Source organism: Exiguobacterium sp. UBA1053 (genome assembly GCF_002316465.1).
In the GTDB taxonomy this organism is placed as follows: Bacteria; Bacillota; Bacilli; order Exiguobacteriales; family Exiguobacteriaceae; genus Exiguobacterium_A; species Exiguobacterium_A abrahamii.
In genome coordinates this window covers 36,080-50,565 of record NZ_DCDO01000012.1, presented here as the reverse complement: position 1 = coordinate 50,565, position 14,486 = coordinate 36,080, and the positions used below count along the sequence as shown (strand labels likewise).

Annotated in this window: 13 protein-coding genes; 4 read left to right on the top strand and 9 right to left on the bottom strand. The window is 46.2% G+C overall.

Translation table 11 applies throughout. The annotated features are described in order from the left end of the window. Positions 1-11 precede the first annotated feature (11 nt). From B3G15_RS07705 to B3G15_RS07690, 4 genes are all read right to left on the bottom strand, one after another. A complete protein-coding gene (locus B3G15_RS07705) occupies positions 12-311 on the bottom strand; it encodes a DUF3817 domain-containing protein (RefSeq protein ID WP_023469750.1) in 300 nt (99 codons plus the stop codon). Between the two features lie 78 nt (positions 312-389). Further along, positions 390-1,355: a ring-cleaving dioxygenase gene (locus B3G15_RS07700; RefSeq protein WP_290719631.1), complete on the bottom strand. Its 966-nt coding sequence runs from the start codon at positions 1,353-1,355 to the stop codon at positions 390-392. A gap of 119 nt (positions 1,356-1,474) precedes the next feature. Continuing rightward, positions 1,475-1,675, bottom strand: a complete 201-nt coding sequence (locus tag B3G15_RS07695) for a cold-shock protein (protein ID WP_023469752.1) — start codon at positions 1,673-1,675, stop codon at positions 1,475-1,477. A gap of 275 nt (positions 1,676-1,950) precedes the next feature. Next, a complete protein-coding gene (locus B3G15_RS07690) occupies positions 1,951-4,341 on the bottom strand; it encodes an immune inhibitor A domain-containing protein (RefSeq protein ID WP_290719627.1) in 2,391 nt (796 codons plus the stop codon). A 254-nt stretch (positions 4,342-4,595) separates the two neighbouring features. Here B3G15_RS07690 and B3G15_RS07685 point away from each other — a divergent pair, with 254 nt between their 5' ends. From B3G15_RS07685 to B3G15_RS07675, 3 genes are all read left to right on the top strand, one after another. Beyond that, the gene (locus B3G15_RS07685; RefSeq protein WP_290719626.1) at positions 4,596-6,083 is read left to right on the top strand and encodes an HD domain-containing phosphohydrolase; all 1,488 of its coding nucleotides are present in this window, start codon (positions 4,596-4,598) and stop codon (positions 6,081-6,083) included. An 18-nt stretch (positions 6,084-6,101) separates the two neighbouring features. Then, positions 6,102-6,533 carry a GyrI-like domain-containing protein gene (locus tag B3G15_RS07680; protein WP_050677192.1) on the top strand — a complete coding sequence of 144 codons (432 nt, stop codon included), beginning with the start codon at positions 6,102-6,104 and terminating at the stop codon, positions 6,531-6,533. A 173-nt stretch (positions 6,534-6,706) separates the two neighbouring features. Continuing rightward, the gene (locus B3G15_RS07675; protein WP_149428030.1) at positions 6,707-8,203 is read left to right on the top strand and encodes a M4 family metallopeptidase; all 1,497 of its coding nucleotides are present in this window, start codon (positions 6,707-6,709) and stop codon (positions 8,201-8,203) included. Between the two features lie 106 nt (positions 8,204-8,309). Here B3G15_RS07675 and B3G15_RS07670 read toward each other — a convergent pair whose 3' ends face one another. The 4 genes from B3G15_RS07670 to B3G15_RS07655 form a co-directional block, all read right to left on the bottom strand. Beyond that, positions 8,310-9,170 (bottom strand): hypothetical protein, encoded by an 861-nt coding sequence (locus tag B3G15_RS07670; protein ID WP_290719620.1) that lies wholly within the window; start codon positions 9,168-9,170, stop codon positions 8,310-8,312. Between the two features lie 67 nt (positions 9,171-9,237). Then, the gene (locus tag B3G15_RS07665) at positions 9,238-10,221 is read right to left on the bottom strand and encodes a YhdH/YhfP family quinone oxidoreductase (RefSeq protein ID WP_290719617.1); all 984 of its coding nucleotides are present in this window, start codon (positions 10,219-10,221) and stop codon (positions 9,238-9,240) included. 254 nt (positions 10,222-10,475) lie between these two features. Next, positions 10,476-10,988 (bottom strand): hypothetical protein, encoded by a 513-nt coding sequence (locus B3G15_RS07660; RefSeq protein ID WP_290719614.1) that lies wholly within the window; start codon positions 10,986-10,988, stop codon positions 10,476-10,478. A 43-nt stretch (positions 10,989-11,031) separates the two neighbouring features. Beyond that, positions 11,032-11,805: a hypothetical protein gene (locus B3G15_RS07655; RefSeq protein WP_290719611.1), complete on the bottom strand. Its 774-nt coding sequence runs from the start codon at positions 11,803-11,805 to the stop codon at positions 11,032-11,034. A gap of 142 nt (positions 11,806-11,947) precedes the next feature. Between B3G15_RS07655 and B3G15_RS07650 the strand changes: the two genes are divergently transcribed. Next, positions 11,948-13,585, top strand: coding sequence for a glycosyl hydrolase family 28-related protein (locus tag B3G15_RS07650; RefSeq protein WP_290719609.1), 1,638 nt, complete (start codon positions 11,948-11,950; stop codon positions 13,583-13,585). 40 nt (positions 13,586-13,625) lie between these two features. Here B3G15_RS07650 and B3G15_RS07645 read toward each other — a convergent pair whose 3' ends face one another. Continuing rightward, a complete protein-coding gene (locus tag B3G15_RS07645) occupies positions 13,626-14,447 on the bottom strand; it encodes a DUF1028 domain-containing protein (RefSeq protein ID WP_290719606.1) in 822 nt (273 codons plus the stop codon). Between the last annotated feature and the right edge of the window lie 39 nt (positions 14,448-14,486).

The following is a 14,486-nucleotide window of genomic DNA, read 5'->3' as shown; positions in this document are numbered from 1 at the left end:
GTATACACAATTTACGCGTTTGTTGCTTCCTGTTTTAGCTTCCAGTCGAGCACGAATGTACCAAACGGGATGAATGATGCGATGAACGCAATCCCCGCCTTGACGATCGACCAATCGTATTTGAATTTCACGACCGCGAGCCAGAGTGCATACATGACGAACAAGACACCATGAAGTGCGCCAACGACCGAAACAGCTTGCGGAATATCCGCCATATACTTTAACGGCATCGCAATCAACAGTAAGACTAAAAACGAGATTCCTTCTAGTATCGCAATCATTCGGAATTGCCCAAGCGTAGTTCTTAACATCCCGTCACTCCTTTTTCTTAATTCCTGTTCTTAGTATACGGGATGGACGATCCTTCTGTGACCTGTGTCACAGGATTGTCAGATTTCGAGTGGACGTAACCGCGCTTCGATGGTAGCTCGCTTTGGTTCAAGAAACGGTGGTAACGCAAGCGTCTCCCCTAACGTTTCAACCGACTCATCCGTCGCGAATCCCGGTGTATCCGTCGAGAGTTCAAACAAAATATGGTTCGGTTCCCGGAAGTAAAGAGCTTGGAAATAGTGACGATCGACTTTACCGGAGTTCGGTAAGTGATAGGCATTCAAGCGTTCGACCCACTTTTCATATTCATCACTGTTCGGCACTCGGAACGCGACGTGATGCACACCACCACGACCTAGACGTTCTCGGTCGAGATCTGGACGTGCCTCAATATGAACCTCTGCTCCGATTCCACCTTCTCCCGTTGCATAGACTTCAATCGGTGCAAATTCACCTGCTAAAGATGGATAAGAACCTACTTTTCGGAATCCCATGACTTCCGTCAGTACACGGATCGTCAACGTCGGATCGTTGACCGTTAATGTGACGGCTCCTAGTCCAACGATCGCATGTTCCGATGGAATCTCTTCTTGCGGCCATGGTACACCACCTGCGACACCTACCTCACCATCTTCCGCGACGAGAATCAAACGTGTTCCTTCCTGATCACGAAAGGCGAGTGTTTGGCGCCCTGCTCGCTCGACGATTTCATCGTGATCCACACCTTTCGCTTCAAAACGTTGTTTCCAAAAATGAAGTGCAGCCGTTGTTTTGACACGAAGCGATGTCGAAGAGATACTCGATGCTCCCGGTACGCCCGTTCCAAGATGCGGAATATCAAAAAACGTCAAGTCCGTTCCTGGATTCCCTTCCGCATCTCCATAAAACAAATGATACGATGTCGTGTCATCTTGATTGACAGTCTTTTTGATCAGACGCATGCCAAGTATTTGTGTGTAGAATTGATAATTGCGTTCTGCCATGCCTGTTAAGATCGATACATGATGAATTCCGAGTAATTCCATCTTCCTCACTCCTTGTCAATGATTTGGTAATTGGAGTATATCTCACATTTATCTTGAATTCAAGATATTAGTCTAATAAAAAACCGCCCCTCCGAAAAGGGACGATTGAATAATTGAAATTAAAGTTTTACGACGTTAGCAGCTTGTGCTCCACGTGCGCCTTCAGTGATTTCGAACTCAACTTCTTGACCTTCGTCAAGAGTTTTGAAGCCTTCACCAGTGATTGCTGAGAAATGTACGAATACGTCTTCTCCGCCTTCAACTTCGATGAAACCGAAACCTTTTTCTGCGTTAAACCATTTTACTTTACCTGTGTTCATGGGAACAACCTCCAAAAATAAATTACTTAATACATATGCTGGGCATATGAAAAGAATTCATTATTGTCCCGAAATACATGGAGCAACGAAAAGATTGTTCGTGACACGATGTGAATCCGTAATGACAATAACAATATTAAGCTAACGTAAGTATAGAATGGATGCGCTTTAAAAGTCAAGTTGTCAGACCAATGTTTTTTCCAATTGATTCCACTTCTTCTACATAACTAAAATAAAAAACAGGTTCAGCCGAAACTGAACCTGTTCTTCTGTTTTTAACGGTGGATCCAGACTGCTCCAGCAGAGTTGTCTTTCGCTTCACCGATGACTTGAATCTTCAGCCCGTTGTTCGGAAGCAATTTCCCTGCGTCCGGAATCAACTGGTTGATGTACGATTTCGAATCATCAAACTTCGTCACACCTGGGAGACCTTTGTAGTCATAGAGTCCACGTGATGGCGAATCGATGAGCCATGCAGGTGCTTTATCATAACTGAAAGCAGCATCTGCGATCTGGTAACGTGTGCTTCCTGTCGTAACCGGCTTACCGTTGAGTGTTCCAACGATTGCTTCAGGATGTGAGTCGACGACTCCGAGGAATCCTTCACCTGGGTGTACGCCAACCCAGTTATCGTTGAAGCTTGAATCGCCATACCAGACGACAAGACCTGTGTTGTACTTAACGCCTCGTGCATGCTCGAGTGCTTTATCCGAGCCTGCATAGTTACGCCATTCGAGGTAGTACGCGTTATCGGCATAAGAGAAACCGTCTGAAGCAACGAAACCATCTAGAGTGAACTTCGGAGTACCCTCTGCATCATCCTCAAAGACGACTTTACCGTCAACTGTCAACTTCGCGTTATCAAGTGCAAATCCGTCTAGTGCAAGTCCACCATCTGTCACGTATTCAAATTTCAACGTGACTTTTTTACCCGCAAATTCGCTCAGGTCATATGATTTATCGACCCATGCTCCTTTTGTTGATTCAGCACGTTGATCACCATCTGTATCTTGATCGCCAATCGTGTCAATGACTTTCGATTGACCGTCAGCAGTAGCTGTGACTGTCAAGTAATCGTAGTTGAATTCAACATCGTAAAAGGCTTTGAAGTCGAACTTCGCTTCTTTTGCATTCGTCAAATCGAACTCTGGTGAAGTCATCGACGTATGAAGATCATCACCTTTCGTACTGTAGTAATACTTCTTACCGTAAGCCGGCGTGATACCTTTCACCGGTTTTTTCGGTAGATTTACTTTGATGATTCCTGGATTTTTTGATTTCGTTACGCTTTGGTCGAGGTACGATGCCGTCCCTGCCTTAGTGAGCGAATCAAAATCAATCTGTTGGATGTTCGCCCAGTTTCCACCCATCACGTTTTGGAAGAACTCTTTGTTTTGTGGCGAGAAACTTGTTGGTTCTGTTCCAGCAACTTTACCATTCCAGCTACCACCACTCATGATCGACCATGAAGCGACCGGTTCACCTTGACCTGTGTACTGTGTATCGTACTCATCAGGAAGTCCAAGATCATGACCAAATTCGTGCGCGAAGACGCCGACTGCGCCATCTTCTGGTTGAACCGTGTAATCATAAGCAGCCATTTTTCCGCCCCAGTAATTGACGCTTGCCGTCGTATCCGCTACAGGATATACGCTACCAAGTGTCCAGCGGTGTGACCAGATCGCGTCGTCACCGAGCTTACCGCCACCTGCTTCTTGTCCTGTACCCGCATGAATGATCATCAAGTGATCGACGAGACCGTCTGGCTCATTCAAGTTGCCATCGCCGTCCATATCGTACTGGTCGAACTTATCGTAATCTGCTAAGTTAATGCCGGCTTTAACAGCAGCATTCAGGGAATCCTTGACGAGACCACGTGGTCCTTTTGCGCCAGGAAGGTTATCATTCCCACTCACAGGACTGTCAGCACCATAATCTTTAGCTGTTCCTGGAACAGTCAACCAATTGGACACCGTACCATCTACCGAATAACTACCACCTGATTGTTCTTCATAGAACTGTTTGAACGTTTTTACTTTGTCTCCGTTGAAGAGTTCGAACTCTTGATCACCAAACATTAAATCTTGATAATGTTTTTGGTTGAAGTCATCCGAATACATATATCCAGGCTCTTGAACGACATTGTTGTGCTTGAAGTCGCTGTATTCGACGAGAAGGACGAGGACTTTATCCGTCCGTGTCGCACCGTTATAGGCTGCCTGTTTTGCTTTATCAACTTTGACGAAGCCATTCGGATTACCTTTTTTGTAGTTGCCGTGTTTTTTCTTCAATTGTTTAGCAAGTTGTTCCTTTTGTTTTGTTAAGAAGTCTTTTGTTTTCTTATCAAACGCGGCTTCTTTACTTGATTCATGATCGTGGTCATGATCGACGGCCGGTTTTCCGTTCGCCTTTTTGTCCAGGTACTTTTGAACGGCTTTTTGTTTTGCTTCTGCTGAAGCTGCTTTTGAGATGACCCCACGTTTTTCAAGCACTTTTGCTAATCGATCCTGATCGACCGTGTTCAAATCCATCGGTGCACCAGGTGCTACTTTTTCTGCTGCTTGTACGGACGTTACCTGCCCACCAGGTAAGACCGGACCAACAGCAAACGCAGCTGCCGTAATTCCAGATAGAACGGCTAGACTAAGCTGTTTCTTTTTTCCCACGTGAATTGACCCCCTATGTAGTAGTGAAAAGCATCTGATTACTATACTTTTCTGAATATTCAAATCATAGATTATTTTATTTCGTTAATCAATTGCTTTTAAGACAATTAGTGCTTTGTAACCATACCTATTTTTGGGGATTATTTTCAAAAGATTTTCAAAAGATTCTTTCACCTCTTTTTCAAAAAAATACGCTTCTCTCATTTTAGAAAACGGTACGCTGAAGGCACTCTGATTACCATAAGGAGGATCCAATGAGCGCTTTACGACATTTTGAACGTCATTTACTTAGAAACTACCTGATTGGTTCATTCGTCGCTGTCTTTGGCGTCGGTTGCCTATTTATTTTCGAGACGCTTACCTTCACCGGAATAGAACAATTGATTTTAATCGGTATCATGGCTGCGTCCGTCAGCCTGATGTTTTCACTGGAATACACGCTCTACTCCCGACATGTCGCTTCCTTACGTCGCTTTTTCGAAAACGATATTCCTTCTCTCGTCTCGTTTCAAGAAGCCTATCAAACGACGCATCGTTTTCCGGTACTGACTGTCCAGCGCATCATGGGACCACACTTTTTAGGTCTTTCCGTTCCCGCTTCACTTCTGACAGCCCTGGCGATCTCTCAAGGGTGGTTACAGATGCCGTACTATTTAATTGGTCTTGCTTGTTTTGGTGCGGTCCTCGTCGCCATTCTGCATGCGCTGATTGAGTTTTTTCTTACCTATCGTGTTACCGAACGTATGCTACTCACTTTAGAAAACTATGCGTTTAAACACGGATTTGATTTCCCTAAAAAAACGACGGTCGTCACACTAAAGCAAAAAATGCTCTTCAGTACACTGATCATCGGTGTTTTTCCCGTCATGCTGTTCGTTCTCGCCTCAGCTGTCCAGTTAACGGAAAATGAGAGCCTTCGCTCTTACTGGAGTTGGGCGACACTCATTTTAATCGTCATCTTATCCGTTGCGACGTTTTGTAGTCTTCTTCTCTATGAAAACATCCGTAAACCAATCGCTACCCTGCAACAAGGGATTCAAGATGTCGAAAGCAATCGACTCGTCTCGTTACCAAATCCGTATTCGGACGAGTTCTCCCACCTCGTTTCTGGTTTTAACTTGATGATGGAAGGTATCAAAAAGCGTGATGAGGAAAACGAACAGTTACTCGATAGTTTGTTTACCTTGTTCGCTGCGACACTAGATGCCCGTGATCCTTACACAGCCGGTCATTCCGTTCGTGTCGCTGCCTATTCAGTCGAAATTGCTACCGCTGCTAATCTACCGAACGAACAAATCGAACTGTTACGTAAATCCGCGCTGTTACATGACATCGGAAAAATTGGGATTCGAGACGATGTGTTATTGAAAGAAGGACGTCTCACAGACGAAGAATTTCAGGTCATTCAGCAACATCCAGTCATCGGTGTGCACATTCTATCGCAAGTTCAGTTACCAAAGACGTTACAACCGATTCTTCCTGGGGTAAAGTACCATCACGAACGCTATGACGGAAAGGGGTATCCGGAAGGTCTCGTAGGAGAGGACATTCCACTCTTCGGTCGAATCATGGCGATTGCTGACGCCTATGATGCGATGACATCCGACCGTCCTTATCGTAAGGGAATGTCCGCAGAAAAAGCCTTGTCGATTTTAGAAGAAGGTATGGGTACACAATGGGACGCCACCTTTACGCGTCTATTTCTAGATTTGAAGCGTTCGCCCGTCGAGGACGTGTCATAAGAAGGAAGGGAGTTTCTGATGCATCCAAAAATCGTTGAACGCCATGAATTTTATTTTGTTGGACTTGGACTGACGTGTGAAGAGAACGAGTTGCATACATTGATGCCGGAACTCTGGCGTGAATTTTCAAGACGTTCGCATGAGATCCCTGCAAAGCTGGACAGCTATCCGCTCGATATCTCGCTCGAACGAAACGGAACCAAATATTCGCAATGTGTCGGGTATCCCGTCTCGTCGCTTGAACAGATTCCTAAAGGTATGAAAGGGCATCGGATTCCTGCTGCGCGTTATGTCTTTTGGAAGCACGAAGGACCGGATATCGAAATTTGGAAATCATTCGAGAAAATTCAACGCTTCGCTTCAAAACAAGGAATCGAGCTTGATCCACATGACTTTAAGATTGATGAGACACGAGATGACGTCCATCATCTCTACCAACGTATTCGCTGAACCATTCTCTTGAATGGTTCTTTTTTTGTCTTGAAATATCTTTTACACTTAATAATTCAGTCCAGGTACTACGGACTATATTCAGAAAATTCTATTTAATTCGAATGACTTATTCTCGCTTCTCTAATTCTTTGGCATAGTTAGACTCAACCCAAACAAGGAGGCGATTTATTTTGAAAAAGTTTCTCGCTACATCGCTTGTCGCAAGTGTACTTGTTGTTCCTACGGTAGTAGGTGCAGAAGGTCTTCAGTCTGGTAAGCTCACGAAAGCTTCGTCAGAACCAGCTGCAACGATCGTTAAAGATTTCGTGAACAAAAAAGGTGACTTTGCTGTTCAGAACGTCGAAAAAGACGGATCTTCACAGATCGTACGTCTCCAACAAGAAGTGGATGGCGTCCCTGTCTTTGGTAGTGTCGTCGTCGGGAACGTCGCGAAAGACGGTACTTTGAAAGCAGTCGTAAACGATGCAATCAACGTCAAAGGAAAACCAGGTCTCGCGAAAAAAGCAACGCTCTCTGAAAAGAAAGCCATCAAACTTTATCAAAAAGCAATCAAGGCTTCTAAATTCGAAGTCGCTCCAAAAGCAGAACTCGTCATCTATCCAGTAAAAGATGATGCTGTCTATGCATACAAAGTTACATCGACGGTCCTCGCAGGCAAAGAGCCATCACGTTGGACATACTTCATCGATGCAAACTCAGGTAAAGTACTTAACAAGTTCGACCAACTCGCTCACGCAACAGGTACGACAGTACTTGGCACAAGCGCAACGTTCAACACGACGTTGAGTGCTGGGAAATACTATCTTCAAGATACGACGCGTGGAAAAGGTGTCTACACATACGACGCGAAAAACCGGACATCACTCCCGGGAACACTCTGGGCAGATGCAGATAACGTCTTCAACGCGACATATGACCGCGCTGCTGTCAGTGCACACGTCAACGCCGCAAAAACATATGACTTCTATAAAAACACATATGGTCGTAACAGTTACGACAACGCTGGTGCACGCTTGAACTCAACGGTCCACTATTCAACGAACTACAACAACGCATTCTGGGATGGCACGAAGATGGTCTATGGTGACGGAGATGGCACGACATTCGTCGCACTTTCAGGCGCACTTGACGTCGTCGCTCACGAATTGACACACGCTGTCACAGAATACACAGCTGGTCTCGTGTACCAAAACGAATCTGGTGCGATCAACGAAGCCGTCTCAGATATCATGGGTACAGTAGCTGAGTATACAGTCGGATCGAACTTCGACTGGCTCGTAGGAGAAGACATCTACACACCTGGAGTCAGTGGTGACGCACTCCGTTCGATGTCGAACCCAGCTGCTTACGGTGATCCAGATCACTACTCTAAACGTTACACAGGTACACAAGATAACGGTGGTGTCCACATCAACTCTGGTATCATCAACAAAGCCGCTTACCTCCTCGGTAACGGTGGAACGTTCTACAACGTATCTGTCACAGGAATCGGTGTACCGAAACTCGGTGCGATCTACTACCGTGCTCTCAACGTGTACTTGACTCCGAACTCGAACTTCAGCTCACTCCGTGCAGCAGTCGTTCAATCGGCGAAAGACCTTTACGGTTCAACAAGTGCAGAAGCAACAGCTGCAGCGAAATCATTTGATGCAGTAGGCGTCTACTAAGAAAATCTCCTCCCAAAGGATTTTCATATTTCCTCCCGAGTGTCGGACTCGGGAGGTTTTTTGCGCAAAAAAAGACGAATTCGCTTGAAGCAAATCCGCCGTTCATTCATTCTTGTCCAGGATCACGCGCAAGACGTAAACGCATCTTTCCGTTATCCGGGAACACTTTTAGTTGTAAGGATTCTCCCTCGTACCACGTACCATAGCTCGTATCGACGACGGGTTCACCCAGTGTCGACAAGGCGTTCGTTGAGGCATTCGTCCAGTCGATCGCTTCAATGATTCCGTCCGAGACGACGAGCAGGTATCCGGCGTTCGAGAAGTAATAGGTATTGACCGCGTCCTGTTGCGTATTACCAACAACACCATATTTTGCTTCGAAGTCAGCAATTGGTTTTCCGAGATACTGCTCCGGCTTATCAATCGGTTGGTTGGCAACTGCTTGTGAGAGTGCCGTAAGGACTGCTTTATCTGATGTTCCTTTTGGTGCTTCTAATCGGACATCGGTCTCAGGCAAATACCCTTCGATACTATCGTTGAGTTTCAAGTGGACCATTCCGTCTTTTGCATCCAATACCTCATAGACATCACCTAAATCTGCTTTATAGATGACACTACTTCGGCTTGCATCGCGATAGACGTTCGCGAACGGACGTGTCACCCAAGCTGCTTGCGCATACTCTGCCGCCTTTTTCTTTGATTTCTTCTTCTCTTTTTTCGCTTCTTTTGGATCCTTTGTCGAGGCTGTCTCTTTCTTCGACTTTTCGTTTTTCGTTGCTTGATCCGTCGTTTTCGGCTTCTCAAGCGTCGATGTTGCTTGAGAGGCATCGTTATTCGTCAACATATACAACCAGCCACCTACGATGAATAGCGTTGCTAAAATACCGCCAAACGCAATCCCCCGGCGATTGCGTTTCTGTTTCCGTCGTTCTTGTCGAGACTGTCGTTCTTGTTGGTGTTCACTCATGTATGGTTCCTCCTGAAAAGTCGACACAGTTTTTCCCCACTATACCACCAATGTTTACTCGAAATATTTAAATTTCGATGACAGTTCGACCACGATGACGTGAAGTCAGCAAGGCTTCTGTAATTTCAGGTAAATCGTTTAGTGTTTTGATAGCGACTTCTGGCGCAAGATCGACCTTCCAGTCACTCGCTAAACGTTGCCATAGCTCTTCGCGATAGGCGATTGGTGTTTGCACCGCATCGATTCCAATCAAGCGGACACCGCGTAAGATGAAGGGATAGACTGTCAATGTCATCTCTGCCCCACCGACGTTACCACACGTCGTCACGACACCACCATACTGTACGAAGCGAATGACGGACGCGAGCAATGGACCCCCTACCGTATCAATGACACCTGCATACGTTCCTTTTTTTAATGGACGGTCTGTTTCTTCTAAGAACGTAGTGCGGTCTAATACCTCCGCCACACCTTTTTTAAGTAATCGTTCTTGTTCTACTCGTTTTCCGGTCACGGCATGTACCGTGTACCCTAATCGAATTAGTAAAGCGATCGCAATCGTACCAACGCCCCCCGTCGCTCCCGTCACGAGGATCGGTCCTGCATCCTTCGAGACGATTCGTGACAATTCATCAACCGATTGTGCTGCCGTCAATCCGGCCGTTCCATATTGCATCGCTTCTAATGGACGAATGGATTCTGGAAGTAGCGTCACCCAATCGGCTGGTACACGTATGTATTCTTGAAATCCGCCTGAAGTGTTCATCCCGAAATCAAAACCATTGACGACGACGGCTTGACCGATGTGAAATCGTTCATCAGTCGTTTGTTCGATGAATCCTGCTGCGTCAACGCCCGGGGTATGCGGATAGGATTTCGTCACCCCACGATTACCCGACATCGATAAAGCATCCTTATAATTGACGCATGAGTGCGTGACACGAATCAGGACGTCTCCTTCTGGTAAATCATCGACGTGCTTTGTCTCGATATTCCCCTCGTATGATCCATCGACTTCTCGAACGACGAATGCTGAAAAAGTGTGTTCCATGATCTCTCTCCTTTCGCTTGTGCTTCTCTATACCCTGTTGTTTCCATCGACACACTAAAAATCCCTGCCGTTTCTCAAAGAAACGGCAGGGAGCGGGGACGGAAAAAGCATCAGGGTTCCATAGGTGGTCAAAGGTAACAGGTCAATCTGTCAATGGTTCGTGGTCATCGGTTTGCCGTCGCCATTTCTTCTCCACAGAGGAAAATTGAGGTCCGTCCCCTCCCCTTGACGTGGAGTCTCACCACGCCAAGGAGTTACATATAACGTCCACCATCAAAATCGATCGTCGTCTGGTAGTTCGCGGCATTAATCGCATTTGATACTTTGTGCGCTTGTCGCTCCACTTCCTCCGCCTTTAGGCGATAAGTATCGGGATCAAACAAGGCATGGCGAATGACCGTCGTCCCTTCGAATCCGTATTGGAACTCACGTTTCGGTCGACTCGCAAGCATCTGGTAATTTTGTGCCTTCGCCCGCAATTGGGTAGCCCACTCGATCGCTTCGACGAGCGGCATGTCTCCTTCATCCGTCGCGATCACGGTGTTTAAATTTGCTGCATAAACGAGACGATCTAAGACCCGCATGTCGTAACGCACAATGTCCATTGCGGCTTCTACGTCAGTTATCGTTCGTCCTTGTTGCGTCGGGAGTGCTTCTCCCTTTTCTAAATCAATGAACGCGACGCGCTCCATTTCTTCGATTAGCTGATCGAGTTGTTTCCTCAAAATACTCTTTAATTTCACGGCATCTGCTAGGTACATCATCATCTCCCCTTTCCTGTTCCATTTACGTCATTCCTTTCAAAAGGTTTCAATCAAACTGATGGACAAAGGCACCAAATTCTCCCTGAATCGTTTGCTTGTCCATCTCCGATATCGTAGCAGTTCGTTCTGTGTAGCGTTCTAAGAGGTAGGCTTTTATTAGGATATGTGACGGTTTGAATCCGATCCGCAGGCACCATTCCTGAAGTGTTTCTGTATCATGTCGCTGTAAACGGACCGGGAGAATCTGATTGAACTGGATAAGCTGTTTGCGAATCCAGACATCTGGTAGCTCGACCGGATTCTCAGTTAAAACAAAGTCGTTGGCTAAGGGCTGTAACGGGATGTCGGCTCTGATCGATTCCTCGTCCTGCTTCTTGGTCTTTCGACGTTTTCGCCAAACGATATAGCTTATGATGACTAGAGGTAAAACAAGCAAGCTCATCAGTAAGATCGATGAGGACGATCCCCCTTTTTCGTTCGTACCGCGCTCAGCATTTTCAACCCCTATAGTGAATATCTTATTCTTTTTCTTTTTCGGTTTGAGGTCTTTCTGCTTCTTCGGCTTTTCGTTCGTGTCCCAAACACGTAAATCTTCATCATTCTTCATTTTCTTTTTAGGTAACCACGAAAGAAATCGAATGTTTAACAATTCGCCTTTTTTCTTGCAATTCGGTTTACACGATCCATTCGTTTTGAATCCCGACGTCTGAACAGCTTTTGGCTTCAATGCTTGAACAGCCGCTTCCGTCAGTGGCTTACCGATCCCTAAGATTATCAAAATCAGGCCGATACCAATTACGAGTCGTTTGCGAAGTGACATCAGAAGATCCTCCTCTTTTGACATCCATTATAATCCATTTTAAAAATTTTTGTGTATTTTTATGGATGTATTGAAACGAGGAATGATTGTGTAAGGAGAGGGGAAAAGGTAAACAGACCTATTCAGAGAGGGGAACCATTTCATGTTAAAACTCGATCACACGCATGATCCGTATCAAAATGCGGCGTTGATTCAGGAATACGTTGAAACGTCAACCAACGAACAAGCAGTTCGACAAGCGGAACAACTGCTACACGATAGTCCATTCGTCGCACCACGACGCAATCCTAACCTCAGTCGAACGCTTCGTTCGATGATCTCGCCATTATTTTTGACGAACCGTGATAAACATATTCTACCGCTGACACCCGCTTTCGTGACACCACGCGATGAGATTCGACCAAGTTGGTTCGGTCGTCTCAATCATGAGTTCGAACGTTTGATCAGCGATGTCGAAACCGTCGATATCACTGATTTTGGCGCAGTCGGTGATGGACAGACGGATGATACACAAGCATTCATTGAAGCGCTCGGTGATGGACATCGACAAGTCCATGTCCCAGCCGGTACGTACGTCGTTCGGGGAATTCGTTTGCCAAGTTATACGATTTTAACAGGAGCCGGTAAAGGGAAGACAATTTTAAAGATGCACGATGATGCACCAAAAGGACGACGTCTCGTGACGAATCAAAATTATCTTCTCGGTAATCATCATCTACTCGTCGAGAAAATGACGCTTGATTGGAACATTAAACGCATCGGTGACGCGAAAAAAAGTAGCACATGGGGCAACCACTCCAGTTGTCTTACGTATGCGCATGTCACCTATGGCTGGGTCTTTGATGTCGAGGCCGTCAACCCGGGACTTCACTGTTTTGATATTTCGACACCGTATTACAATTACAATGGAGACGGAGCTCGAGCGAACTTAAGTAGTTCATTCATCTGGTTTGACGGATTGACCGGTTACGGATTCGGCGATGACGGGATTACGACGCACCATAGTGATCATCTTTTCATCTCGAACTGCTTCATGCATGACCCAAGTGGACGTGCTCATGCAGAAGGTTTCTCGAATTCAAATGGTATTGAAATCGATGATGGATCACGCGACGTTTGGTTGTTCAACAACGCAACAAGTCGTTGTTTTGGTGGACTTGAGATCAAGGCACATGCGACCTCTTCTGCTGCCTCGACCGTCAAAATCGTCGGACACCTATCGATTGATGATCATCGCGCCTTTAACTTCCGACACATTGGTCACCATCAAGCGACTGATCCGACATCTCAAACGGCTTATAATATCATCGCAACGCGTTTGATCGCTCAGACTCCTAAATATACGGAACTCTATGCGAATTCAAAACCGCGTGCGCTCGTTGTTTCCGCTTACCGTAATGTCGTCATTCATGATTTTACGGTGCTCGGTGATCCGTATTATGACTATCAAGAACAACCGATGATCGGGATTCAATATAAGGCACGGAACGTCACGATTAGTCAGTTGAAGATGAGCGGATTCCGACAAGCGAAAACGGACATCCAAATATTTGGGGGAGAAAACGGGGCTGAAGATGTACGCCTTCGTGATATCCGCATTGAGGATTCCGCCAAACACGGGATTACGATCGGTCCAGACATCACGCGTATCAAGTTGACGAACGTGGCATTAAAAGGAGACGGAACAGTCGGCTTGAACGCTAAATCGGAACCGGAAATGGAACGGTTCATCGCGACCGGATTCAAAGTACCGATTCGCGCCCAGTCGACACAAGTATGAAAAAATGACAGGATGGACCGTGGTCCATCCTGTCATTTTTTTATTGTGCTCGAATATACGCGAGAACACGTGTATCAATCGCACGATCCGCTTGTTCGCGCATCTCGAAGTTTTCCGTATGCAGATATGTTCGGAACGCGTCTTCAAAATCACCGCGATAGCCAAGCGCTAACAATTTATCCATCAACTCTGACTCTAAGACATCATCGATCGGCTTGATTTCTTCCGGCTTACTCGGTTGTAGATAAAGGGTATGCAGTTGATAGATGCGTTCGAGCTCTTCAATCGGACTCGGATGATCGTCAACGCGTAAATCAATATAACGGTCGTTGAATCCACCGTATCCGCCACCCTCCTTGACGACGAGCAGTGCCGCTGACTGCATTCCGCGTGAGTCCCCGCCTGCTGCTTGACCAGCTGCTAACGCACGCAACAAACGTTCTGCAAGCGGACCTTGCGTTGATTCAAAGACACGTGCCATCTCTTTCACCGTATTACCGTCTACAAGAATATTCCCTTGCGCTGCAAAGTGTTTCCCGGCAATACCGCCTGCCCAGTCGTTACATCCCTCTCCCGTGAATGTCGCACTCTTGCCATTCGCATCAATGATTCCCACTTGACGATCCGCTCGTCCTTCATCTGCTTCCGTCAATCGACGCAACACTTCGTCCGCTGAAGCACCTTGTTCGATCATCCGTAATCCTTCAGGGCCATACGTCGTGTTTGCAAATGATTGTGTCGCTACAGCACCTACTCCTGCCTTCGCAAACGGAACAGCGCTCCCGACGGCTAAAAACTTCGACTGAACGGCAACGCCCCATGCTTGTTCTTTTTCACAATACCCAACGATTGAATATGTCACTTCAGTTCCCCCTTTAGTCATTACCTATTCCGTTCGTGA

Excerpts from the sequence above, each read along its gene's own strand:
- B3G15_RS07665 (WP_290719617.1), bottom strand. The coding sequence starts at position 10,221 with ATGGAACACACTTTTTCAGCATTCGTCGTTCGAGAAGTCGATGGATCA.
- B3G15_RS07670 (WP_290719620.1), bottom strand. The coding sequence starts at position 9,170 with ATGAGTGAACACCAACAAGAACGACAGTCTCGACAAGAACGACGGAAA.
- B3G15_RS07660 (WP_290719614.1), bottom strand. The coding sequence starts at position 10,988 with ATGATGATGTACCTAGCAGATGCCGTGAAATTAAAGAGTATTTTGAGG.
- B3G15_RS07650 (WP_290719609.1), top strand. The coding sequence starts at position 11,948 with ATGTTAAAACTCGATCACACGCATGATCCGTATCAAAATGCGGCGTTG.
- B3G15_RS07685 (WP_290719626.1), top strand. The coding sequence starts at position 4,596 with ATGAGCGCTTTACGACATTTTGAACGTCATTTACTTAGAAACTACCTG.
- B3G15_RS07680 (WP_050677192.1), top strand. The coding sequence starts at position 6,102 with ATGCATCCAAAAATCGTTGAACGCCATGAATTTTATTTTGTTGGACTT.
- B3G15_RS07655 (WP_290719611.1), bottom strand. The coding sequence starts at position 11,805 with ATGTCACTTCGCAAACGACTCGTAATTGGTATCGGCCTGATTTTGATA.
- B3G15_RS07705 (WP_023469750.1), bottom strand. The coding sequence starts at position 311 with ATGTTAAGAACTACGCTTGGGCAATTCCGAATGATTGCGATACTAGAA.
- B3G15_RS07695 (WP_023469752.1), bottom strand. The coding sequence starts at position 1,675 with ATGAACACAGGTAAAGTAAAATGGTTTAACGCAGAAAAAGGTTTCGGT.
- B3G15_RS07700 (WP_290719631.1), bottom strand. The coding sequence starts at position 1,355 with ATGGAATTACTCGGAATTCATCATGTATCGATCTTAACAGGCATGGCA.